The organism is Alteromonas sp. HB246098 (assembly GCF_054890645.1).
On sequence record NZ_JBTZUG010000001.1, the window covers coordinates 1,148,442 to 1,173,058 of the forward strand.

Genomic DNA, 24,617 nt, shown 5'->3' on the forward strand with positions numbered 1-24,617 from the left:
GCTCACCTACCTTGCTGATTGCAAAATGGTATTAAATAATTCTTGGGCCGTAGATAAAATACGTGCTGCGGCTGCATAGCTCTGCTGGTATTTTATCAAGTTAGCAGCTTCTTCGTCCAAGCTTACGCCCGACACAGACTCAAACCAGTTTTGCGATTGAACTTTCATCGCTTCAGCCGAAGCCAATGAGACACTAGCCATTGATGCATCTTCACCAATACGCCCTACCATAGACGCATAGGCATCTTGAAACGTTCTTGGCGTATTGGTTGCTTCACTACTCACCTGAACTTTATTTTCATTCTGAAGAGCAGCTAAATTAAGCGCATTGCTGTTATCGTTGAACCCATCTGTATTATAGCTAATTGAAAAGCTATCACCTGCTTTTGGCACACCATCTAAGCTCAGATCAAAACCTGGATCAGGACTTATTCCCGCTTGAGTGATAAGGTTCGTTAAATCCGTTGTACCCGTTACAGTAGCTAAAACCGTCCCGCTTCCATCTAACACTTCATAGGTATCGGCAGCCGTAAAGCTAATTTGAGCGGGTGCTGAATTTAAAAGGCCACCCGCTCCATCAAAAGCAGAGGTTCCCACTTCCGTATTTGAAACAGTTACATCTATTACGTTAGCGCTGCCTAAGTTTGTACTGTCAGCCCCAGCTCGTACCGGATTGGCGAAAGCTAAATCCTCTGGGCGATTTGTATCTAAACTTATATTTGAAGCCACATCCTTTGTTGGCTGAATCAAAAACTCGTTACCCACGGTGTAGGGATCGCTCCCTGCAAAGTCTATTTCAATGCCCCCAGGTAGCTCATTAAAACCTGACGTAACAGCAAAGTTTGAAAAAATGATATCATTCCCTGAACCGTCTTTTTTAGGCGTGCCGTCTGGATTTAGAAATGTGATTTCTATTTCACTGGGTACACCAGCGGCAACGGCCGTCACTTCAATTTTGTAATCGGCGTCGGTTAATTCAGCGCCCTTGCCTTCGGTGATTTGTGCTGTAACTACGTAGTCGCCATTGGAGTCTTCATAGGCTAGCCCTCTAAAAGAAGGAATGTCGAAAATGTTACCGCCTATTTGCCCGTCTAAGTCCATACCCAGTTTATTCTGCGTATTCATCGCATCGGCAAAAGCGACGGAGAGCTGACCTACGTCGCGCATTGTTGGTCCTAAAACTTCATTGCGATACCTAAACAAGCCTCCTAAAGCTCCGCCTAAGTCTTCTTCGACGACACGTATTGAAGCATCGTTTTTAGTTTGCGAGCCAAAATTAGTTTCTAGTTTGATCTCTTTGGTTGTTAGATCAGCGTTAGAACTTAACTCAAAAAGGTTAAATGCACCGTTTTCAAGTACGAGTGACTCGCCGGAAGTTAGGTTAATAGTAACAGCGCCGTTTTGAGTGGTGCTCTCTTTTACAGTAATTCCCATTATTGAGGCAAGCTCGTCTATCGCCTGATCTCGTTCGTTAAGAAGAGCACTGGGCTGGTCACTCGTATTGTTGCCATTTGCAATAACGATATTGCGATTTAAATCACCAATATTGCCTATTAGGGTATTCGCTCTGTTAACCATTGAAGTGAACTCTAAATTGAGCTCTTCTTCTTTTTCCAACATATAATCCGACAAGGTTCTCATTCGGTTATAGAGGGATTCAGATTTACTAAGTACCTGTTCACGAGATGCGAGGTTTGTTGGATCGTCGGCGGCGGTTTGTAGGGCAGAAAAGTATTCACTTAACCCCTGAGAAATAGAGTTGGCTTCGCTGGCCAGAAGATTGTCAATTGCCGTAGTTTTACTAGAAAAGGCTTCGAGTTCACCTACCGATGTAATATCACGACGCAGTTGGTTTTGTGCAAATACGTTGATAACGCGCTCAGTATTACCAATCTCCACGCCGAATACTTGGCTGTTTTGAAGCTCGGTGCGCTCGCGGACATAACCAGGTGTATTCACATTAGCAATATTGTTACTCGTAGTTTGAAGTAACTTGTTGCTAGCGTTTACGCCACTTGTAGCTAATGAATATAAATCAACAGAACTCACTGTATTCTCCTCACCTATAGCTTCTAAACTATGGCATCAGCGCACTAAGACGTTCGCTGTTGTAAACGGCCATTATCTTGCTGGCATATTCAGGGTCAGTAGCGTAACCCGCGTCTTGAAGCGCACTTGTGTAACGCGCAGCATCTGAAGCATTTTCCACAGCATGGCTATAGCGAGGCTGTGAGGTAATAAAGCGCCCGTAGTCTTCCATTGCCTCTTCTACAGATGAATAGGATCTAAATGCAGCTTTTTGTTTCTGTGGCAGCCCGCTGTTGAATTCCAGTGTGTCGACTACGGCCTGGTCGCCCTGCCATCCTTTGTTCGCTTTGATACCAAACAAATTGTGTGAACTACTTCCGTCAGCTTTATGGATAACGAATTTTCCCCAGCCTGTTTCTACCGCAGCCTGAGAAATGATTGCTTTCGGATCCATGCCGTATTTTGCCGCTATTTTCTCAGCAATAGGCATAAGGCTCTCAACAAAGTCTTCGGGACTTTTGAACATGGCATCTTTTTGCGCCGACTGGCTTTTGATCGAATTAGAGGAAAGTGCTAAATTTTGTGCCTCAGCAACCTTGTACTCACGGTTTCTATTTAACGATGAAATATCACCGTCACTTCTTATGACACTCGCTGGCGTATAGCTATCTTCGGTCTGACCCAGCTGTTTCACAATGACATCAGCTAACCCCAGGCCTCCGCCTGATGTTAAATCTGTAGCCAGCTGTTGGTCGTGCATGTCACGGTAAAACTTCACTTGTTGAGAATTGAACGGACTATTTTCATCGGCAAGGGCATCTTGTGCTTTACGCATAGACTTCAACATCATTTGCACAAATATTGCCTCAAACTGCTGAGCAGCTTCTTGCAATACCGTTTCATCGCCTGACGCAATGGCTTCACGCATTTTGTTAATGCTGCCCATATCATGGACATTACGTGCCATATCAAGCTGATTTTTTGTGCTTAGTGCTTCCATCGTATTTTTTCCGCTCTAACCTTCAGTGTTCCTATCAGGTACTCTTAAAAACTACTCGCTTGCTTTAGATAATCACAAGCTCACCGCGTAAAGCGCCCGCTTGACGCAGCGCCTCTAAGATGGCCATTAAGTCACCCGGAGCAGCGCCCACTTCATTAACCGCACGCACAAGTTGATCAAGCGTAACGCCTGGCTCAAACTTGAACATTCTGCTATCAGCCAAGTCCACATCAACAATTGACTGCGTTGTTACCACGGTCTCACCGTCAGCAAATGCATTGGGTTGAGCAACCTGCTGGTTTTCAGAAATCGTTACCGTTAAACCGCCGTGGGTAATTGCCGCGGGCAATAAGCGAACATCGCTGCCTATTACGATTGTGCCGGTACGGCTGTTTATCACAACGCGTGCTGGTGCATCTGCTGGCGTGAATTCAAAGTTTTCCAGAGTAGCCAAGAAGCCGACTCGCTGGCCCACATCACGTGGAGCAGTAACTCGGACCGATGCAGCGTCAATGGGTTTTGCAATGATGTAGCCATTTTCAGGCTGCGCACCTAAGCGTTCGTTAATAGTGTCTGCAAGAGCTTTTGCAGTCGAAAAGTCTGGGTAATGAAGATTAAGGGTCAGCGTGTCGCCATTGGCAAAACCGCTTGGAACCGATTGTTCAACCATGGCGCCGTTTGGAATTCTGCCAACAGTAGGTGTATTCACAACAATGCGAGAACCGTCGCCGCCCTGTGCACCAAAGCCACTTACCACTAAGCTACCTTGTGCTACCGCATAAACTTTGCCATCAACCCCACGAAGAAACGTTTGAAGAAGTGTTCCACCTTGAAGGCTCGACGCCTCGCCTACAGAAGAAACCGTAATATCTATGGTTTGACCAGGCTTTGCGAAAGCAGGCAATTCAGCATGTACAGCCACCGCTGCAACATTCTTAATTTTGGGCTTAGTGTTGGCATCTAAACTAATACCAAAATTACTCAGCATCGTTCTAAAGCTCTGCTCGGTGAATGGGCTTTGCTCCCCTGTACCAGGTAAACCAACAACAAGACCATATCCCACTAATTGGTTACTACGAACGCCCTGTATGCTCGCTAAATCTTTAATGCGCTGCGCCGCTGCTTGTGAAGATAAAAGCAGTGCAAATACGGCTAATACGACTGAAAATAAACGCATGTCCACTCTCCTACCAAAGCCTAAAGAGGCCACCAAGTTGAATCAAAGAACTTAGTTAACCAGCCCTTTTCCTGTGCTCTTGCAAAAGTACCCGTGCCTGAATATTGAATGCGAGCATTGGCTACCTTCGTAGACACTATCTCATTCTCAGGGCTGATATCTGCAGGGCGAATAATGCCAGTTAGACGGATATACTCATCGCCGTGGTTCAACGTTAGCCACTTCTCACCGCGAATAACCAAATTATTGTTTGGCAATACGTCTACAACGGTTACCGAAATAGCACCGTCCAGGCTATTACTTTGGTTTGCTTCTGCATCACCGGTAAAATCACGGGAAGAGCCGATACCTAATTGAATAGATTGACCACCAATATTCACAGCCTGACCGCCAAGACCCGTAATCGTATCTAGGTTTACATTGGTATCTTTGGCTGTAGAAGTATCTGCAGATTTACTCGCAGAAGTGCTTTCGTTAAGGGTAACCGTAATGATGTCGCCAACTCGCCTAGCGGTAACATCTGAGTACAAACTGTTTGCCATGTGTGAACGAAACAAAGACCCATCTTCTACTACCGTTTCACGCGGGTAATCTGGCACTACTGGTGCAAACGAGGGGTCGTTAGCCTGTACAGGTGGTTCAGTTGTACTGGCGCAACCGCCTAGTAGCAGTAGAGCAGCAGATAAACCTAAAATACGCATGACGCTACCTATTAAAGTTGCTGGATAACTTGACCAAGCATTTGGTCGACCGACGAAATGACTTTCGAGTTCATTTCGTACAAGCGCTGGCTTTCGATAAGGTTCACCAACTCTTCAGTTACGTTTACATTTGACGTTTCAAGGGTTCCTTGCGAGATATAACCTAACCCTTGAAGTCCAGGTATACCTTGAATAGGCGCACCGCTTGACGCTGTCTCTACGAAAAGGTTCTGTCCCGTAGGTTGAAGTCCCGTCGGATTCACAAAATCTGAAATATTTAACTGACCCAATACCTGAGGCTCTGCTTGTCCTCGGATACTCACGCTTATTTCACCATCTTGTGAGATAGTGATTTGCTGAGCATCTTCTGGAACAGCCACTTCAGGCTGAAGTAAAAAGCCAGCGCCAGAAGTAACAATTTGACCTTGGTCGTTAAGTGAAAACTGACCATTCCGTGAATAAGCAATAGTGCCGTCGGGCTGCAAAATTTCAAAATAGCCGCGGCCTTGAATTGACATATCCAACGCATTTTCAGTCGTCAGCAAGTTACCCTGCGTATGTGCTTTTTGCGTAGCGACCACTTTTGAACCTGAACCAAGCATTAGTCCAGATGGTAGTTCGGTGTCAGCAGAGGAACGACCGCCTGGCTGGTTGATATTCTGATAAAGCAAATCTTCAAATACTGCGCGGTCTTTTTTAAAGCCTACGGTTGATGCGTTTGCTAGGTTGTTAGACACCACTGCCACATCGGTTTGTGCGGCGTCTAGTCCGGTTTTACTAATCCATAGTGCTGGATGCATGTTAACCTCCGACGTTGCTCAAAGGGCAACGGTGTTTAAAATTCGTTTACAGTATGCGCAACAAAGAATTGCCACGGGTATCAAGTTCTTCCGCTTGTTTCATCACTTTTACTTGAAGCTCGTAGTGACGCTGAAGACTTATCATGTCTACCATCTCTTCAACAGCATTTACGTTAGAACCTTCAAGCATGCCAGACGCCACTTTTACGTTAGCGTTAGCGGGCGCAATTGAGCCATCTTCCATTCTAAATAAGCCGTCGGTGCCTCGCTCCATATCAGCGTAGTTTGGAGAAACTAGCTTGAGACGTCCTACTTCCTCGATAACATTGGCTGGGGCTCCTAGCTGCCTCATGGACAAGGTGCCATCAGCGGCAATGTTAAGATTGTCCAAAGGTACTGGAAGAAAAATAGGGCCGTTATCGCCTAGCACCACACGGTCGTGAATGTCTGTCAAAATTCCGTCATCGCCTAGTTTGAAGTTGCCATCACGGGAATAAGCTTCTTGACCATTTTGATCTTGCACCGCAAACCACCCATCCCCTTGAATGGCCACATCTAAATCTCGATCCGTTTTAATCATTGGACCCGACTCATAATTGTTAGACGGGCTTTCAGTCATAGAAAACACGCGGGTTGGCAAACCTTCGCCGTAAGCCGGCATCGATCTCGCTTGCTCTAATTGAGCTCTAAACCCGGTTGTCTGCGCGTTGGCTAAGTTATTGGCTCTAACCCCAGTTCCTAATAGGTCTTGGGATGCGCCACTTGCTGCAATGTAGAGAAGTTTGTCCATGACTGACTTTTGACTCTGATTAAACCTTAAGCAAGATTTTGCAAAGGCGATGCCAACCTGTGGATTTTTAACCCAAGTAGAAAATATGAAAGGTATTAAATTGATATTTAAAGGAAAATAAAAGAGCCGCTGTTGTGCGGCTCTTGTAAACATCGGCAATAATGGCGGGCTTGAACGCCAACGTATTGCCGCTTTTATATTCTAATAGACGGCGCTTTACCTTAACTATCGAATGTTCAGAATAGTCTGGTTCAGTGAGTTGTTAACTTCGAGCGCTCTTGAGTTAGCCTGGAAGTTACGCTGAGCAATGATCATGTCGATTAGCTCGGTGGTCAGGTTAACGTTGGCTTGTTCAAGGGCCGATGAATTAATCTCACCGAAGGTACCGGTTGTTGCTTCACCCGCTAGAGCCTCACCTGAAAGAATACTTTCTTTCCACTGTGTGCTGCTCTCTTGTGTTAGGCCTTGTTCGTTAGAAAAACGCACCAGTGCAACACGAACAATAGGCTCAGAGGTTCCGTTAGAGAAAGTAGCGCGAACTAGGCCATCAGGGCCGATATCGATACCTGTTAATCGGCCTACTGGCAGACCATCTTGCTCTAATGACGTTACTTCAAAAGCAGAAGCGAACTGAGTCGGCTCATTAGGCGTAGCGCTATTTACATCAAGATTAAAATCTATGCTTATCTGCTGCGTAGGATCAGAGCCATTTGCAAGGATACCCGCACCTAGCGCTTCAGTTTGCATTTTAAAATCTAGCGTGGGTAAGCCATCTGGCGTTTCCATACCAGAGAAATCACCACCTTGAGAGAAAATAAGTTTAGATGCGGTTACGGCATTACCTGTATTACCGCCCACCGAGTTAACTGCTGTAGTAGGGTCGGTATCGGCACCCGTCGAATCAGTCATGTCTACAAGGGTATCGTCTATCGCGGTAGCAACATACCACTCGTTGTCTACACCTGTTGCATTATCCTTGATAAAGTAATAAGTCATTACATGACTATCACCTAAAGAGTCATATACAGTAACCGACGTAGCTGCGTTGTATGTTAATGGATCTTCTGGGTCAAAATCTTGCGGATCTAACGCAGCATCGCCAGCCGGTAAGTTCATACGAATATCAACTTCTGTGGTTTGTGCTGGCGAACCGGATGAATCAGGTATACGCACAGGTTCCGTCGTACTTAATGCAACTGATGCACTTGTACCGTCAGAGTTTACTGGGAAACCCAGAAGGTTGTCGCCGTTACTGTTAACCACAAAGTTATCACTATCTAATTTAAACTGCCCAGCACGAGTGAACGAGAAATCCCGTGACGTAATTTCAGGTACGGTAGCAAAAAAGCCGTTACCTGTAATCGCTAAATCGAGCGACGTGTTGGTAAACTGAAGGCTGCCCTGAGAAAATTGCTGAGCAACTTCTTGAGTAAGTACACCGTCACCCACTTTCGTTTTGCCGCCTGAAAGCAATGATGCCGCATAAACGTCGCCAAATTCAGCTCGTGATTCTTTAAAGCCAACTGTATTAACGTTTGCGATGTTGTTGGCGGTTACATCCAAATCTTTTTGTGCGGCCGATACGCCACTCAGTGCAATATTAAAAGACATTATTGATTCTCCTACTAACTGCCGATTTGGATGACGTCATCAAGATTGATACTGACATCACCATCCAAATTCAAAATTACGCCCTGACCACTGCCGGCCAAGCTGACACTTCCAACATGACGATTGACGGCAGTATTCAGCTGAACACCTTCACCGTTTAGTTCGCCGGTAGCGCTGATAACATATTCTCCAGGTTCCATCTGGTTGCCGTGTTTATCTTTGCCATCCCATTCAAACTCAATGTTGCCCGCACTTTGTGTACCTGCATCAATGGTTTTGATTACTTCTCCAAACTGGTTCTCAATGTTTATCGTCATGTTTTGAACCGTTTTCTCGTTTACAATAACGCCTGAAAGGCCTTCCCCTTCATTCGCCATGTAACCGACATTGCCTTGAACTAACACGTTTTGACCGATGAGACTCGATGCCTGTAGAGCTTGGTTCGATGTCATTGAGGCCGCAAACGATTCGAATTTCTCGTTAAGCTGGGAGATGCCGTCTGCCATCGTAAACGACGTCATCTGCGCCACCATCTGATCGTTATCAACCGGTGCCGTAGGATCTTGGTTAGCAAGCTGTTCAGTTAACATTGAAAAGAAATCTTCTTGGGTTAACTGCTGCTCGGTACCATCGGCGACTTTTACAGTTTCTTCCTGCCAGTACAAGTCGGTATTTAGGCCGGTGTTGTTTATGGTGTTCACTGATTAATCCTCACATTATTCAAGCGGCAAGTTACTGCCCTTGACCTAACTGCAGTACGCGGCGGAAGATTCGTTTGGTGGTGTCCGCTACCTGTACGTTTGTTTCATACGCTTTAGACGCTGACATCATATTCGCCATTTCTTCTACAATGTTGACGTTAGGTTTATAGATATAGCCTTCTTCGTCTGCCATTGGGTTATTAGGTGCATACTCCACCTGAAGTGGAGCATCACTTTCTACTATCCCTTTAACTTGAACACCTGCGCCCTTCGAGTGATCCCGCATGGCGTCTTGTAATGCTGTTGCGAAAACAGGGTGACGAGCTCGATAGGTTTCGTCATAGCTGCTGCTTACCGAGTTTGCATTAGCAATATTACTCGCCGTGGTATTAAGACGGACATTTTCTGCCTCCATACCCGTACTCGAAATTTGCATTACGTTAAATAAACTCATGACTATTGACCTCCTGAGCTAAGTGCTTTTTTCATGCCTTTAATTTTCCCATTCAAAAATTCAAGGCTTGCTTGGTAGCGCAATCCATTGTCTAAAAATCTGTTTCTTTCCGCTTGGACTTCTACCGTATTACCGTCGCCAGTATCAGGTTGAGTAGGTACGCGGTACTGCATGTCAAAATTTGCCGCAACAGACGAAGGATTGCCGCCTAGATGACGCTCATTTGTCCGCACTAATCCTGATGAAGCACGACTTGTTGCGCCACCAGATGCTTCACTCATTGCAGACTGCATGGCTTTGTTAAAATCAATATCTCTGGCTTTGTAACCAGGCGTATTTGCGTTAGCTAGATTCCCCGAAATAACCTCCATACGCTCTGTGCGTATTTTTAGTGCTGACTCGTGAAAGCCCACCAGCTTATCTAGGTTAATAGCCATAACATGACCTCTGACATACTTTAAAAACGTTTCGTGTAGACAAGCTAAACGGAAATATAAGCGTTAACCTTTTGCCGTTTTACTGTCGTTTGTTTAAATAGTTAGCAAGGCAGATGCCACAATGGGATTTTGACGGAAGGTATAGAGGTCAGTAAATCGGCTTGAGTTTTAAAAAACTTTATTTATCAAGCCGATAAGTTAGATCATTTTTTTTGGTAGTAAAGACCAGGGTGGCACTTCACCATGCTGTAGATATCACTGGCAGCACTTATAGACTCTGACGCGCCAAGAAATAGAACGCCGTTAGGCTGCAGTTGTCCGGCAATTTGTTGCAGGATCCGCTGTTTCACTTCTGCCGAAAAATAAATTAATACGTTGCGGCAGAAAACGATGTCAAACCGACCAAGCGCAGCATAGCTCGTAAGCAGGTTCAAACTTCTGAAGCTTACCATACGGCGAACCTCAGGCTTCACTTGCATAAGCCCTTTTTCATTTTGTTGGAAAAAAGCTTGTCTTCGCTGCGGAGATAAGCCTCTGGCAAGAGAGAGCTCGTCATAAATGCCAGATTCACATTTTTGCAGCATTTCTGATGATAAATCGGTTGCCACAATCTCAACGCCCGCTCTCAACGCGCCTGGACGTTGACGTTGGTACTCAAGCACAGACATTGCGATGGAATAAGGCTCTTGCCCCGACGAGCAAGCAGCACTCCAAATGCGAACCTTCTGATTTTTAGTAGATAAGGATGGCAATAGGTCCTTTAAAAGAAGATCAAAGGGATAATTATCGCGAAACCATAAGGTTTCGTTGGTTGTCATTGCGTCGATAACACTTTGTAACAAGGTGCGATCAAAACCACGAACAACAACATCAATCAGTTCATCTGCAGATTCGTACTTATGTTTAAACAGCAATGAAGCCAAACGGCTGCGGACGAGGTATTGTTTATTCTCACCCAAAACTATGCCGCATTGCTTTTCAAGAAACTCTCTGAACTTTTGGTAGCTCGCGGGCGAAACGTCTTTATTAGCCAATCCTTTCCTGCTCCGTTATTCGCACTCGGTCATTAGCCACTTCTGTACAGCAGTTGCTAATTCGTCTGGGTGAAACTTCGCTATAAAGTCGTCCGCTCCAACTTTTTGTACCATTGCTTGGTTAAATACCCCGCTTAATGACGTGTGCAGAACAACGTGAAGTTTTTGAAGCTCCGGCGTATTTTTAATTTCTGCAGTCAAGGTATAGCCATCCATTTCGGGCATTTCAATATCAGAAACTAGCACACCAACGCGGTTGGTTACGTCGCCATACTCTTCAGCGATTTGTTTAAGACGATTAAGCGCTTCAAGACCATTTTTAGCAAGCTCGATTTCAAGGCCTAATGACGTAAGCGCTTTTTTCACCTGATTCCTCGCTACCGCCGAGTCATCCGCTATAAAGATAATTTTGTTTTCTTGACCCTCTGTCGTTAGCCCCTCGGCAACGTCAGCACTAACTTCAGCGTTTAGCGGGGAGATCTCATTGAGAATTTTCTCTACATCTAGTATTTCAATGAGTTCGTTTTCTACCTCAGTAACCGCCGTAAGATAACTGGCCCGCCCTGTGCCCTGTGGCGGCGGCATGATGGCATCCCAGTTGGTATTGATAATGCGCTCAACAGCGCCAACCAAGAACCCTTGAACCGAACGGTTGTATTCGGCAATAACGATAAACGCATTAGAGAGGTCTTCAATTTTACGACCACGTGTAGCCATACTTAGGTCAATAACCGAAATAGTTTGGCCACGAATGTGTGCTACCCCACGAACCAATGGGTTTAATTTTGGCATAGCCGTAAGCGGAGGACACTGCAACACCTCTCTTACTTTAAACACATTAATCCCAAACCGCTGACGGCCGTTCAGTCTAAACAGCAACAACTCTAAGCGGTTCTGCCCAACAAGCTGCGTTCGCTGGTTTACCGAATCTAAAATACCCGACATAGGTCACCTCTAAGTAATACTGGGCATGATCATTGCCTCTTATGATAAGAGTAGACAATATCACTAAATTTTTGCAGGTCAAACGACAGAAAAATGACACTTAAGGTTTGTTTAAGCGTTACTCACCTTTCAATACTGCCAGTTAAATCTTGTCATGTTGAAGCGTGTGCTTTTACACCTTGAGCTAAGCATTGTTGTTAAACCCGCTGTTTACAAACATAGATTTCCCTAAGCATAGTCAATTAATCGCAAACTGAAACACGAAATGTCATGATGAAAAAGATAAACGAAAAAATGCGTACTGAATTCACTCGCTCGTTCACCCGTTTAGTAGTCGGTTTGCTAATCAGCTTACTAAGTAAACATTGCTATGCAGCGGCGTCCAATCATGAACAAGTTGAAGAAGGTGCCAAGCAGTACTTGATAAATCAACTTAACGATAATGCGCAGGATACTAACATTGATGTGGATATTGTGAAGATAGACGATCGGATAAATATCCCAGACTGTCCAACCGGTTTCCAATATAATGCGTCACAGGAAGCGCTGAACCAATCTTACATATCTGTTCGAGTAAGCTGTAAAAACAATGAGTGGTATTTGTTTACCAGCGGCCAAGTAATGAGAACGAAAGAAATTGTAGTTACGCAGGGCGCAATTAGCCCTGGAACTGTATTAACCTCATCAAATTTAACGAAGGCAAAAGTAGACGTGAGACGTCTACGCTACACGGCATTCACCGAGCTAGAGTCGTTAATTGGCGCTAGAATGAAACGCCGGGTTACCGATGGTCAAGCGATACAGTCGAATATGCTATGCTTTGTATGCAAAGGCGATAGAATCACTATTACCGCCGAGGTTGCGGGAATGGAAGTTAAGACAGCAGGAATAGCGCAACAAGATGGTGTGGTTGGCGATAACATAAAAGTCTTAAATGCCAGTAGTCAGAAGGCCATTATTGCTAAAGTCGCAAGCCCTGAAGAAGTCGTGATACACTTGTAAAAGTGGGCTATAAATATCTACTATTTTGTTCTTAATTTAGCTAAAGATATTTGCCAAAAGGCCGATATACATACTAGAGGCAAAAAGTAGTGAGGACTGATTATGGCAATTAACAATATAAACAATGGGTTACCTAAAACCCCCGTTGATAACGGGAAAGTTGCGCAGCAGAACCAGACGCAACAATCTCAACAGCAGACTTCAGCACAGTCTGCGCAAACAGCACAAGCGCCAAGACAAGATTCCGTTTCGCTGACGCAATCTGCTCAGCAGTTGAATCAAGTTCAGAAAAAAGGGTCTGAGGCGCCAGTGAATCAGGAAAAAGTTGATCGTCTTAAAAAAGCGATCCAAAGTGGTGAGTACAAGGTTAACCCTGAAGTGCTTGCTAATAAAATCGCGAAACTAGAATCCCAAATATTTGGAGCTAAATAATTTGATGCTAAATAGTTTGGTGTTAAAAAATCAGCGAGAATTTATCAAACACGTTCAATGAGACAAGTATAGTGACAGAACAAGCAAGCCAGTTAACACAAGCATTATCTCGTCAAGTGGAGCAAATGACTTCACTTGCGTCACTGCTTGAAAAAGAGCTGCAGCTTATTAGCTCGCGTGACGCTGAATCTTTGATGAATTTGTTAGACGAAAAAACAGCCCTTCTGGGTTCTATTCAATCGCTGGATGCAAGCATTGAAGATGCTATCGACAACGAAAATGCGATGTCGGATGACGATGAAGCATTAATGGCTGACGCCAAGAAGCTTCTGGAAGATTGCAAATATCGAACACAGGTTAATCAAAAAGCCGTAGAGCAAGGACAGCTACGCCTCACACATTTGCGGAATTTGATGATGGAAGTTCGAGCAAAAGAATCACTCACTTATGACAAGAAAGGTAAGCCGAAAGGCGGAACTTTAGGCTCTGGAGTGAGTGCTTAGGCTTTTAAATAGTTTTGTATCGTCGCAGAGCATTAACCACGCAGTACATTCACCTTATCGGCAGCTAAGTTCACTCTATTATCACGTATTTTCTAGCATCCCACTGCAAAGTAATTAGCGCGAACCGCCTTTAACTTATTTCCTAGTAATACTTTACATCTTTCACTCGGCGCGGCTTAGCCGTCGACAAATAAATATCGTAGACTTGCTGCATATCTAAAGAAAGCTCCGTAACGTAGGTATCCTCACCCACGGGATAAGTCTTAACAACCTCGGCGCCTCTAATTACTCCCTCAACAGACGCGCGCAACGTTTCACTGTCAACAACAAGGCGTGATACAGACTGACTACCTTCTATTTTTTGACCGTATACCTGCTCGGTCAACTCGCGGTATGCATCTAATTTTGACGCTTTCATCGCCATTATTAGCTTCATACTGTCAGACTCGCCTTTTTGCGATGAAATCGGTGCGTAACCAACCGCCTTTAAAACAGGGTAAGTTTCAGGCTCAACGGTTTCCCATTCGACGTGTTTATCAATAATGCCACAACCACTCAAAGAGATTGCTAGGCCAAACATGGAAGACCGCAAAAGTAATCTCGAATTTTTTAGTCCACTCAACCACATAATTTAAAACCTCTTTGTGCATCAATAACGAGTTAGTGACGCCTAAATATTTACCTTTATAGCCTTTATAGGCTAATAACATTTCAACAAAGCGTTATGAATAACATCAGATTCCATAACGACAGTTTGCAGTCATATACCCTGATACGAAGGAAGTAAGCAATATATGCGCCCGTTTGTTTTTAAAAATAACTTCCTCCTTTAATTGGCACTTTTTTCGCATAGTTCTCGCAAAGGTTACGACATTATTCAACCGCAACAACTAAACAACCGCAGAGGTGTCACGTGCGACAAGCAAGCAAAACAACGCTAATGGCATGTTTAAGCAGAGCAATGGCCGCTGTTTGCCTACTTGGCCTAATGGCTGGGCAAGCCCATGCCGTTTGGTATGAAGCCACAGGACAGGCTGTGGTAATGAACGGTAACAAGGAAGCAGCAAAACGCGCAGCGACACAGGATGCGCTCAAACAAGCGATGTTATTTGCTGGGGCGTCAGTGCAAAGTGTAGCCAAACTCACTAATGGGCTTCTGAAAAACGAAGAAATGACGATCCGTTCGACAGGCGAGGTCGAGCAATTAGAGCTCGTGAGCGAAACTTATAACGGTGATGTAGTCACAGTTAGTGTACGTGCAGACATTTTTCCTAGAGGAGAAGTATGTTCAGCGCAGCGGGACGAAAAACACTTTGCCACTACTCACTTTAGGATAAGAAACAGAGCACAGTTGACCCAAGGAAATATTCCGCAATTTGATAAGGCGTTTACACAGCGATTAGCTAAGGCAATGCAAGAACAGACAGATAATCTGAGCCTTACTTACGTTGCTCCCCATACTGCAAAGTTTGATAGCCGTTATACCGACAAAAACGTACGTACTCTATCAGATCAAAGTAACACGCAATTTGTCATTATCGGGGTTATTGATGATTTAAGTGTTGCGCAAAAAGAAGTATCTGTATTTACACCTTGGCGAAGCGACACTTCATATCGTGCGTTCGCAATGTCTGTACAAGTTTATGACGGGATAAACGGCGGTCTTCTGTTCAGTTCCTCTTACGATACTAATGAGGAATGGGCGTTCGATAGGTTTGAAGACGTTGACGAATTTTCGTCAACCTTTTGGCAATCACGCTACGGCCAAGCAATTGATACGTCAATAAGTCAATTGATAGAAGATATTAAAGAAGCAACAGCTTGCCAACCTGTTACGGGGCGAGTGATCAGCATTGCGAACAATAAAATTTCGGTATCTCTTGGACGAGATAATGGCATATCTGAAAAAGATGAACTATACCTTTATCAAGCCAAAGAGGTGGTCGATAATCGAGGTAGAAGATATCTTCAATATACGCTCTACCCCGGTACATTTATTGTTGATAGTGCATATGGCAATTCGTCTGTGATAGTCAACGCTACGTCGGGAATTACTGCGAATATTCAGGAAAACGATTTTGTAGTTAAGAAGTAAATTAGCTTTCACTTTATCAAATGTAAGTCACTGACGTTGGGGGAACAGGGTTGGAATATCAACATACCCGTGTTATACCTATAACTACGTATAGTATCCAATACTTAAACTTCAGATAGAGACAAGTACTCTCTCTTATACTTTAGTATGACCTACATAATAAAAATATGACCCTTTCTCTGTTTGCGTCACACTGCTTAGCATTAGTAGCCTTGCTACTGGCTGGACAACAACTGAGGGATCACTATGTTATCGAGTTTCCAAAGCTCGAACAGGAAGTTAAAAATAATTTTGGCGCTGACAAAGCCTTACATGTCAGTGCGTTAGAAACTAAACTTCACGACCTTGAAAATAAGGCAGTTAAAGAGCAGCTTATCGGTGTAAACGCTTTCTTTGACGAGCATATCCAGTACGCAACCGACGATATCGTTTTCAAACAAAAAGACTATTGGGCCACGCCTTCTGAACTTTTTGGCCATTCTCGCGGAGATTGTGAGGATTATGCCATTGCAAAATACGTAGCTCTGCTACACTTAGGTATCGATAGTTCTAAACTTCGCCTAATTTATGTAAAAGCGAAGATTGGTAGAAGCCGAGTAACACAAGCACATATGGTACTAGGATACTATGATTCCCCTTCATCGGATCCTTTGGTGCTCGACAGCTTAGTGTCTAATGTGTTGCCAGGCTCTCAGCGGACGGATTTAATTCCTGTTTTCAGTTTTAATGATTCGGGTATTTGGCAGCCGGGTAAAACTGCACAAGTTTCTTCGTCCACCAGCAGGCTATCAAGGTGGCGTGATGTTATTGAGCGCATGAAACAGGAGGGGATTAGCAGAAGGTCTTAGGAGTCTATGTCAATAACAAGAGAATTATGGCTCGCCATAGCAGTTGTTGTCCTTGTTGCAATTGCAGGTAGTGTCACAATTCATGGTATAACTACCAAACACTATGTAGAAGAGCAGCTTTATTCAAAAAACCTAGACAACGCGAGCATGCTTGCCCTAACACTTAGTGGACTGGATAAAGACCCTGTTTCATTAGATCTCTTCATAATGTCACAATTCGACATTGGTCACTACGCCTCTATTGTACTTCAAAAATCTGACGGTGAAATTGTCTCTGAATATACTCATGAAGTGCAGTTGGACGAAAATACCCCAAAGTGGTTTTCAGATAACTTTTCTCCTATTGTGAAACCAGGTATTGCCCAAGTAAGCGAGGGTTGGGGTCAATATGGTACGGTTTATGTCGAAACAGATACCAGCTTTGCCGTTGCATCAATGTGGCGCGCCACTAAACGACTTATTTTTGGTTTATCACTGGTCGGCATATTTTCAGGCTTTTTAGGGGGCTGGGCGCTGCGCTTTATTATTAGACCTCTAGACGGTGTTGTGCGCCAAGCTGAATCATTTCAGCAAATGCAATTTATCCAGCTAAAAGAGCCTCGTACATTAGAACTTAAGCGTGTAGTGCGCGCTATGAACTTTCTTGCTACAAACTCTAGAAAGATCATGGATGAAGAAAATACACGCCTTGATCTTATGCGCTACAAAACACAATTTGATGACGAGTCTGGCGTTGCTAACAGAGATTACTTCATTTCAATCTTGAAAGGGCAGCTAGCTTTTAGAGACACCGAAGGCGTGAACTGCCTTTTCTTTGTGAGGTTCACCGAAGGCGAAGGCTTTTTGCGCTCACCTGCGAATATCAGAAAAAAACGTATACGCGATTTTGTTGAGGAAATTAACGACTGCCTTTCACTACATCATCATCAGTTTACTGACAGCCGTATAGCTAGAATGCAAAAAAACGAGTTTGCTATTTTACTTACTGAAACCCATGATGCTGTTGCTATTTCAGAAGCAGTCCATGGCGCGTGTTTAAGCGCGTTTAGCGACGTAGGTGATCCGAAGGTATTTCAGTCTGTTGTTAAACTTCGCCCAGACGATAGCTTCTCTGCTTTACTAATGCGTGCAGATGCGATGATTGATGAAGCAGAAATGTTAGATATGGATGAACCCTTTATCGAGTCGGCCCTCAAAGAATTTATTAGCTTGGTAGAGCAAAAGCGTTGGGAAAAAGAGCTACAAAATACGATTGACGAATGTGGTGTAGAAACCTTTAACTTCCCGGTTTTAGATATTGACCGCAACTTGGTTCACTATCAGAGTTGGGCTGGGGTAACGATAGATGGCGAACTAAGGAAAAGTGGCTATTATACCCATTGGGCGCGCTATTTAGGGCTTTTACCCCAAGTAGAGCTAACAACGGTTACTAGCCTCATCAACTATATTAATAACACTAAAACAAACTCAAAATTCGCGTTTCTCTGTTCTGAACAGTTTATGCTGAATCCAGAAATTCTTGCTCAACTTTATTATCAAATTGGAACCAACGAAAAAGCGGCTAAGCAATTGTGTCTTGAGGTGCGAGAATCTACCGCAACACGCTTCCCTGATGAATTTAGAGATTTTTGCACAACGTTAAAAGCCAAAGATTGCGAAGTAGGCTTGAAACGAGTTGGAGAATCCTTCTCGCAACTGTTAAACGTTCAGGAAATGGGATTAGATTATGTGAAAATCGATTCGGCGTTTATGGCAGATATCGATTTCAATCCTGCCAATCACGCCTTCATACGTGGGTTCTGCTCTCTTGCGCATACTTTTGGTATAAAAGTTTATGCAGACGGGGTTAAGCGCTCAGATCACCAAGAGCTATTTATTGAATTAGGGATAGATGGTGTGGTTTCACACATCGAAGTTATAGAGCATCTTTTAGATGACTAAACTCACCTATACGAAGCAATAAGCTTATCCTGTCTTTCGCTTCAAACTTGTGAAGAAGCGTACCAACATATTCTTTAACGGTACGCTCGGTAATACCGTGTTCTCGTGCTATCTCCTTGTTGCTTAACCCTTCCAAAATACCGTTTAATACATCTTTTTCTCGGTTGGTTAGCTCTCGCAGCACAGGTAGATTCCGCTTCGCCTGTAAATTAGCAGCGACATTTGAAGTAGTCACTGTCAATAACTCGTTGGGCAACCACATGCCGCCAGCTTCTATAACTCGGGCTACAGAAGACAGTAAAGATTGTGTCCCAAGCGCATGGCAATATGCTCTAGCACCTAACATTAGTGCTGTTTGCATCTCTAGGCGGTCATATTTGTACGTAAGTAAAACAAGGTTATCGACTTTCTGTTTTGCCTCAATCAGTAACTGACGCCAGCTTTTATCACTTGCCATAATCCATACGCAGTCACTACTATCGCACTTTAATTCATTGACACTACTATAACTAGACCAAGAGTATTGAGTAAGCGCCCCTTGTAAGTCTTTTTCTGCAATAAAATGTCTCATTAACGCTCCCTCAGCGCAGAGGCTGTAACATTAAATAAGGGCGATAAAATGTAGTTAAGAACCGTTTTCTTACCCGTTAAAATATCTACTTGCACAATCATACCGGGCAAAATATCTAAGGATTCATCTGCAATGCTTCGCTTTGTTTCAAGTCTGACAAGGTAGTAGGTTTCATCTTTTTCATTGGTGATGGCATCTGCACTAATGTGCTGTACTTCCGCCGACATGCCACCATAAATAGTAAAATCGTATGCACTAAATTTCAGGATAGCCGGCTGCCCTTCTCGAATAAAAGCGATGTCTTTCGGAGAAACTTTCGCCTCAACAATGAGCTGGTCGTCTTGAGGTACTAGCTCGACAACGGCGCTACCCGGTGTAATAACGCCGCCAACCGTGTTGATAAGTAGCCGTTGAACCGTTCCATTGATAGGCGAACGCAAATCAGCTTGCGACACCACATCTTCTAAACTTGTTTGAGACTGCTGTAGCATAGCCATTTCACCAGTCGCATCGGTCAATTCTTGATTCCATCGATTAACTAGCTTGAGGCGGGCTTCTTCCTTCTTAATAATTTCTTCTTCAATAGCATTTAACCCACGCTCAATTGCCACTTTAGATTTGCTGATGTTGCCTTCAAGCTCAACAATTTGGCGCTCTAATCGAAGAATTTCGATTTCCGACACAGCTCCAGATGCTAACAATGGTTTAGTCACCGCCAGCTCTTTTTTAGAAAGTGTCAGCACATTTTGATATTGGGAAAGACTAGCTCGCTCTTCTTCAACATCTTGTCGGCGTTGTAAGATGCGAGAGTCAGAACCCGCCGCGATTTCATCAAGCTCAGCTAAATTTGAGTTATAGAGTTTTCGCTCATTATCAACGATGGTAGGCGCTTCCTCTTGAAGCTCTCTATTAAACCGCAACACCTCGCCCTGGGTAAGCGCAGACAGGCGCTGAACCTTAGCGGCAAGTGCTGCAAACTGAGTAGTATTTTCCTCTAAGCTGGACAAAAAGCGCGTTGGATCAACTTTTAATAGCACCTGGCCCGCTTCTACTGTCTGTCCTTCACGTACTAAGATTTCCTGTACTATTCCTCCATCGTATGACTGAAGCACCTGCAGTTGCTGTGACGGAATAACCTTCCCATCACCTTTAGCCACTTCATCAATTTCGGCGAAATAAGACCACACCACTAACAAAAACAGTACTATTAATACGACATAGAGCAGGCCCCGGGCCTTTACCGGCGTTTGCATAATGCGCGACCATTCCGCTTCTAACACCCAATCTTGACCTGGGGGCGGCGCAAGCCAGCCTCGCATTAGCCGCTGTAACCAGTCCTTTTTTTCACCATCACTTTTCAAAATCATGGCGCCCTCTTCAATACTTGACTGGGTTGTCTAAACTGCACGAGTACCTCTTCCTTTTTACCATCGGCAATCACCTTTCCGTTTTCTACAACAATGACCCGCTCTACCAAGTCTAGTAATGTGGTTCTGTGCGTATTAATGATGAGAGTTTTACCTGCCGTTGCCGCCTTAATCGTTTCCTTCATCTGCGCTTCATTAGTTGAATCCATGGCTGAAGTTGGTTCATCCATAATGTAAATTGCAGGGTCTCGTACTATGGCCCTTGCCATCGCCACAGCCTGACGCTGCCCACCTGACAGCAAGCAGCCGCGCTCGCCCACATTTTGCTCTATGCCACTGGCGCTTCCGTTAACTAACTTTGCCAAACCACATTGGGTAATGACTTCCCAAAACTCAGCCTCGTCAATATGTGTATCCTCTGGCAAAATATTGTCTTTTAATGAGCCGTGAAAAAGGCTCACATCTTGCGGTACATAGCCTATTTGTTTACGCAACAGCGTTGGGTCATACTGCTGAAGGTCTATTCCATCCAACAAAAGTTGCCCGGATTCAGGGCGATAAAAAGCCATGAGAAGCTTGTTTAACGTTGACTTTCCGCACCCGTTTTTGCCCAAAATAGCAACGTGCTCTCCTTGCTTGATAGAGAAGTTTATGTCTTTTAACGCGAGAACGGTTTCATCTGGATACTTGAAGCAAAGCTGGTTAGCGTCAATATTCCCTTTTAGCACGACATTGTTTTTAATCTGTTTGTTGCTACCTGTTTCACTTGGCAGAGACATAATGTCATCAAGGGCATTCTTTGCGGTTTCAGCGTGATGGAATTGAGCAAGCAATGCGGCAGCCTGAGAAACCGGCCCCATAGCTCGGCTTGATAGTAAATAAGCGGCTATTAGACCACCTTGTGTAATCACACCCTCAATAATAAGGTAAACGCCAGTGAGGATGATAACCACACCCACCGATTGCTGGATCCAGAGCGCAGCATTATTGACCGACATTGATACTAAGCGAAGTTTAGCGTTAACTTTGGCAAGAAATATCGTCTGCTTTTCCCACGCACTTTGATTTCTACTTTGGTAACCAAACGCTTTAACGTCTTCTAACGACGTTACGCTTTCAGTTACAAGGGAGCTTTTACGAGAGCTAATTTCCATCGATTCTTCAGACAAAGAGCGCATTACCCGCTGCGCCTTCATCGCATAAAGGAAAAGCGCAGTAGCACCAATAAGTATTGGAATGATCAGATAAAAATCGATCATGGCGATAATGACTACAAACAGTAGGCCAAAGGGTAAATCAACCAACGCCACTAAGGTGACCGAACCAAAAAACTGCCGAATACTTTCAAAAGACTGTAGGCTATTTATGAATGAGCCACTTTTAGCAGGCTTGCTCGCTAAATTTATAGACAGCACTTTTTCCATTATTTTCGCTGATAGCGTGACATCTAATCGACTTGCCGCCAACTCTACAAAATACTGTCTAAGCATGCGCAATAAAAAATCTGCGGCTAGCACAAGTAAAACGCCAATAGCTAGTGCCCACATGGTTTCTAGCGCAGCATTTGGCACTACCCTATCGTAAACATTCATCACGAACAGGGGCAATGCGATAGAAAGCAAACTGATAAAAACGGACGCTAAAAGAACATCGCGATACAAACCTTTTGCCGTTCTAATGGATGACCACAACCAATGTCCTACTGATGACTTGTCTATTTGGGCATTGGTTTCTTGTGCATTCATCTCGGGACGAGCAAAAATGACATACCCTGTATAACTGGCAATTAGCTCATCTCTTGGTACTTCGACCACAGCGTCATCTAGCTCTGGATATGAGACTCTGGCATGCGTTTTATCAAGCCCGTGTAATACGCAAGCTTGCTTATCACTTAACACTAAAACAGCGGGTAATATTGCTGTATTGATATGGTCGAAATCGCGTTTTACTGTTCTACTGGCGAGCCCTGCTCGTTTTGCTGCGCGTTCAAACCCCGTAGGAGACAACTCACCGTGGTCTAAGGGCAGTCCGCTAAGCAGGCTAACTCGAGATACATCCAAATGGTGGGCATGGCAGACTGTTATTAAACAATCCATCAATACGCCACCTTGTTTCTCGAGATATGATATGTCGCTGTCGACCTTTTTTTCCTTCATATAGGTCTACCACACCACTATTGCGTTGAAGGAAGCTGGATGATAGCCGCCTCAATTCTACGATTACGGGCATTTGCCGCTTCTGACTCTTCATCGACAAGCGGACGAGTTTCCCCATAACCGACAGCGGTGATTCTTCTAGCCTCTATATTTGCTTTAGTCATAAGCATTGATGCGACAGCTTTCGCTCTACGTTCAGATAGACGCTGATTGTAGGAGGCGTCTCCATCTAAAGATGCATGACCATGAATGATCACTCCAGAATTAGCGTCACTATTAAGCGCATCAATAACCTCTTGAAGTGAGTTCTCATACTCAGGTAAAACCTCGGTAGAATTAGAGGCAAACTCAATGTTTACGTTAAATGACTCTATTATATTTGCGTTGTCCAAGGTGAAGTCAGCAGCACTTGGTTCTGGCGCCAATTCAGGCTCTTTCGCTTCACAACCAAAGTCATCGACCATAGCACCCGGCGTTGAATCAACACAGTCATCCCATAAATCAACAATACCGTCACCATCAGAATCGCGTTTTAGAATATTTAGCTCATCTTCAAAGTTAGTGCGAACTACAGGACATACGTAGTTAGGGTCGTAGCTAATTTTTTCTTCTGCTTTATTTAGCACATCAGGTACGCCTTCCTTAGTTATACCTAACGTTTGCGCTAAGCTTCCCGATGCCGCAAGCAGTCTTACTCGTGCTTTTTCTAGCGTATACTGCGCTTCCAAGTAAGCACGACTCGATTCGTAGTACTCATTTTCTGAATCTAGCAAATCCAATAAAGAGCGTTCACCTATAGTGAATTGGTCCATATATGCTGATTTTACTCTGTCTGAAGATAGTCTATGTGCATTCAGCGCTGGAAGTTGCTCTGTAATATTGATGATGTCGTTGTAAGCAATCTGTACCGTTTGTCTCATATCGATACAGGCTTTATCTCTTAAGTCTTTTGCTAAGTCCACCTGTGACAGTGCCTGTCTTATAGCCGCACTGTCCGACCCACCGTTATACAAGTTATAAGAAAAATTAACGCCGACACTCGCTTCGGTAATGGTGTTATTTAGTGCAGCTTGGTCTCGTGTTTGCGCACCATAACTTGCGGTCAAATTAACCTGAGGATGGTAGAGACTCTTTGCACTATCGACCGCATAACGCTGTGCATCTATGTTATAAATAGCAGCATTAAATTGTGGATTAGTGCCATATGCGCTAGTAAGTAAAGATTGTATACCTGTGACGTTTGCATCAACGAAAGCAGAGTTTATCGATACTGATTGGAGGTCTTGAGCAGGCTTTTCACCTACCAACCGCAAAAAGCGTGCGGTAACATCATGTAAATTCGATAACTCAGTGAGTACATTAGATTCGGCAAGTGATAGACGGCCGCTGATTTGCTCTAAGTCAGCTCTACGACCTACCCCGGCTTCAACACTCTCTTCAATTTGTTTGAATACATCTACGTGAGTAATCAAATTTTCTTCAGCGAGCTTTAAAAGCTCCCGGAACAACTGCACGTCCATATAAGCTAGAGATGTATCTAGAGACTTCTGCTCAATTTCGCCCATTAGTTCAAAAAACCGTACAACTTGCGCTTGTTTAAACCGCTTTACCTCACTGCTTGTTAAAAAACCGTCGTATAACATTTGGGTTAGGGTGATTTGAGCAGTATGGCCCATGTATTCACGGTCCAAACCATAATTTCTATCTGTGTACGCGCTCGACGCCAATACATCGACCTGTGGGCGAAAACCGCCTCTCGCGATGTCAACATCTGACATCGCCACTTGAAGTTGACGCCAGCTGGCTTGTACTTCCGGATTTTCGTTTACTACCTTGCGAACATAGTCTTCCAAACTGACTGACGAGTTACCAACACCATTGCTTTGAGCAATAGCAGCATGAGCAAGCACAGCGCCAGTTGCTCCAATAACAACCTTAGTAAGCACTGATTTAATCAACTTCATATATGCGTCTCACTATATAAAAACTAAGCGACATTTGTGTCGTTTCTTACATTTAAAAAG

At 44.1% G+C, this 24,617-nt stretch carries 23 protein-coding genes; 6 read left to right on the forward strand and 17 right to left on the reverse strand.

Translation table 11 applies throughout. The features are described 5' to 3' along the window. Positions 1–6: 6 nt before the first annotated feature. The 12 genes from flgK to ACYTPF_RS05015 all read right to left on the reverse strand — a co-directional run bounded on the left by flgK (position 7) and on the right by ACYTPF_RS05015 (position 11,678). A complete protein-coding gene (gene flgK, locus ACYTPF_RS04960) occupies positions 7–2,049 on the reverse strand; it encodes a flagellar hook-associated protein FlgK (RefSeq protein WP_461851395.1) in 2,043 nt (680 codons plus the stop codon). Positions 2,050–2,077: 28 nt separating this feature from the next. Beyond that, positions 2,078–3,028 carry a flagellar assembly peptidoglycan hydrolase FlgJ gene (flgJ, locus tag ACYTPF_RS04965; protein WP_461851396.1) on the reverse strand — a complete coding sequence of 317 codons (951 nt, stop codon included), beginning with the start codon at positions 3,026–3,028 and terminating at the stop codon, positions 2,078–2,080. Positions 3,029–3,092: 64 nt separating this feature from the next. Next, entirely contained in the window at positions 3,093–4,205 is a 1,113-nt protein-coding gene (locus tag ACYTPF_RS04970) for a flagellar basal body P-ring protein FlgI (RefSeq protein ID WP_179982632.1), read from the reverse strand. Between the two features lie 20 nt (positions 4,206–4,225). Then, complete coding sequence (flgH, locus tag ACYTPF_RS04975) at positions 4,226–4,906, reverse strand: flagellar basal body L-ring protein FlgH (protein ID WP_179982631.1); 681 nt, start codon at positions 4,904–4,906, stop codon at positions 4,226–4,228. Between the two features lie 11 nt (positions 4,907–4,917). Beyond that, on the reverse strand, positions 4,918–5,706 hold the full coding sequence (gene flgG / locus ACYTPF_RS04980) for a flagellar basal-body rod protein FlgG (RefSeq protein ID WP_015066437.1): 789 nt from the start codon (positions 5,704–5,706) through the stop codon (positions 4,918–4,920). Positions 5,707–5,752: 46 nt separating this feature from the next. Then, positions 5,753–6,496 (reverse strand): flagellar basal body rod protein FlgF, encoded by a 744-nt coding sequence (locus ACYTPF_RS04985; protein ID WP_179982630.1) that lies wholly within the window; start codon positions 6,494–6,496, stop codon positions 5,753–5,755. Between the two features lie 225 nt (positions 6,497–6,721). Then, positions 6,722–8,107: a flagellar hook protein FlgE gene (flgE, locus tag ACYTPF_RS04990; RefSeq protein WP_461851397.1), complete on the reverse strand. Its 1,386-nt coding sequence runs from the start codon at positions 8,105–8,107 to the stop codon at positions 6,722–6,724. 14 nt (positions 8,108–8,121) lie between these two features. Then, on the reverse strand, positions 8,122–8,808 hold the full coding sequence (flgD, locus tag ACYTPF_RS04995) for a flagellar hook assembly protein FlgD (protein WP_179982628.1): 687 nt from the start codon (positions 8,806–8,808) through the stop codon (positions 8,122–8,124). Positions 8,809–8,839: 31 nt separating this feature from the next. Continuing rightward, positions 8,840–9,262, reverse strand: coding sequence for a flagellar basal body rod protein FlgC (gene flgC, locus ACYTPF_RS05000; protein WP_179982627.1), 423 nt, complete (start codon positions 9,260–9,262; stop codon positions 8,840–8,842). A 2-nt stretch (positions 9,263–9,264) separates the two neighbouring features. After that, on the reverse strand, positions 9,265–9,699 hold the full coding sequence (flgB, locus tag ACYTPF_RS05005) for a flagellar basal body rod protein FlgB (protein WP_179982626.1): 435 nt from the start codon (positions 9,697–9,699) through the stop codon (positions 9,265–9,267). A gap of 203 nt (positions 9,700–9,902) precedes the next feature. Continuing rightward, positions 9,903–10,733, reverse strand: a complete 831-nt coding sequence (locus ACYTPF_RS05010; protein WP_179982625.1) for a CheR family methyltransferase — start codon at positions 10,731–10,733, stop codon at positions 9,903–9,905. 15 nt (positions 10,734–10,748) lie between these two features. Then, complete coding sequence (locus tag ACYTPF_RS05015; protein ID WP_179982624.1) at positions 10,749–11,678, reverse strand: chemotaxis protein CheV; 930 nt, start codon at positions 11,676–11,678, stop codon at positions 10,749–10,751. A gap of 270 nt (positions 11,679–11,948) precedes the next feature. Here ACYTPF_RS05015 and flgA point away from each other — a divergent pair, with 270 nt between their 5' ends. From flgA to flgN, 3 genes are all read left to right on the forward strand, one after another. Beyond that, on the forward strand, positions 11,949–12,680 hold the full coding sequence (gene flgA, locus ACYTPF_RS05020; RefSeq protein WP_461851398.1) for a flagellar basal body P-ring formation chaperone FlgA: 732 nt from the start codon (positions 11,949–11,951) through the stop codon (positions 12,678–12,680). Positions 12,681–12,782: 102 nt separating this feature from the next. Further along, positions 12,783–13,112, forward strand: coding sequence for a flagellar biosynthesis anti-sigma factor FlgM (gene flgM, locus ACYTPF_RS05025; protein WP_461851399.1), 330 nt, complete (start codon positions 12,783–12,785; stop codon positions 13,110–13,112). A 71-nt stretch (positions 13,113–13,183) separates the two neighbouring features. Next, entirely contained in the window at positions 13,184–13,615 is a 432-nt protein-coding gene (flgN, locus tag ACYTPF_RS05030) for a flagellar export chaperone FlgN (RefSeq protein WP_179982622.1), read from the forward strand. 142 nt (positions 13,616–13,757) lie between these two features. Here flgN and ACYTPF_RS05035 read toward each other — a convergent pair whose 3' ends face one another. Then, positions 13,758–14,195 (reverse strand): LPP20 family lipoprotein, encoded by a 438-nt coding sequence (locus ACYTPF_RS05035; protein WP_269915934.1) that lies wholly within the window; start codon positions 14,193–14,195, stop codon positions 13,758–13,760. Between the two features lie 333 nt (positions 14,196–14,528). Between ACYTPF_RS05035 and ACYTPF_RS05040 the strand changes: the two genes are divergently transcribed. From ACYTPF_RS05040 to ACYTPF_RS05050, 3 genes are all read left to right on the forward strand, one after another. Beyond that, entirely contained in the window at positions 14,529–15,710 is a 1,182-nt protein-coding gene (locus ACYTPF_RS05040) for a flagellar assembly protein T N-terminal domain-containing protein (protein ID WP_461851400.1), read from the forward strand. Between the two features lie 167 nt (positions 15,711–15,877). Continuing rightward, positions 15,878–16,558: a transglutaminase-like cysteine peptidase gene (locus ACYTPF_RS05045; protein ID WP_179982619.1), complete on the forward strand. Its 681-nt coding sequence runs from the start codon at positions 15,878–15,880 to the stop codon at positions 16,556–16,558. A gap of 6 nt (positions 16,559–16,564) precedes the next feature. After that, positions 16,565–18,499 (forward strand): bifunctional diguanylate cyclase/phosphodiesterase, encoded by a 1,935-nt coding sequence (locus ACYTPF_RS05050; protein WP_461851401.1) that lies wholly within the window; start codon positions 16,565–16,567, stop codon positions 18,497–18,499. Here the strand turns inward: ACYTPF_RS05050 and ACYTPF_RS05055 are convergent. Genes ACYTPF_RS05055 through ACYTPF_RS05070 form a run of 4 tightly spaced genes read right to left on the reverse strand, consistent with a single transcriptional unit; the run spans position 18,474 to position 24,557 of the window. Beyond that, positions 18,474–19,070, reverse strand: coding sequence for a helix-turn-helix transcriptional regulator (locus ACYTPF_RS05055; RefSeq protein ID WP_461851402.1), 597 nt, complete (start codon positions 19,068–19,070; stop codon positions 18,474–18,476). The genes ACYTPF_RS05050 and ACYTPF_RS05055 overlap by 26 nt on opposite strands. Continuing rightward, on the reverse strand, positions 19,070–20,437 hold the full coding sequence (locus ACYTPF_RS05060) for an HlyD family type I secretion periplasmic adaptor subunit (RefSeq protein ID WP_461851403.1): 1,368 nt from the start codon (positions 20,435–20,437) through the stop codon (positions 19,070–19,072). Before ACYTPF_RS05060 ends, ACYTPF_RS05055 begins: the two co-directional genes overlap by 1 nt. Then, the gene (locus ACYTPF_RS05065) at positions 20,434–22,593 is read right to left on the reverse strand and encodes a type I secretion system permease/ATPase (RefSeq protein WP_461851404.1); all 2,160 of its coding nucleotides are present in this window, start codon (positions 22,591–22,593) and stop codon (positions 20,434–20,436) included. Before ACYTPF_RS05065 ends, ACYTPF_RS05060 begins: the two co-directional genes overlap by 4 nt. Before the next feature lie 17 nt (positions 22,594–22,610). Beyond that, a complete protein-coding gene (locus ACYTPF_RS05070) occupies positions 22,611–24,557 on the reverse strand; it encodes a TolC family outer membrane protein (RefSeq protein WP_461851405.1) in 1,947 nt (648 codons plus the stop codon). Positions 24,558–24,617: the final 60 nt, after the last annotated feature.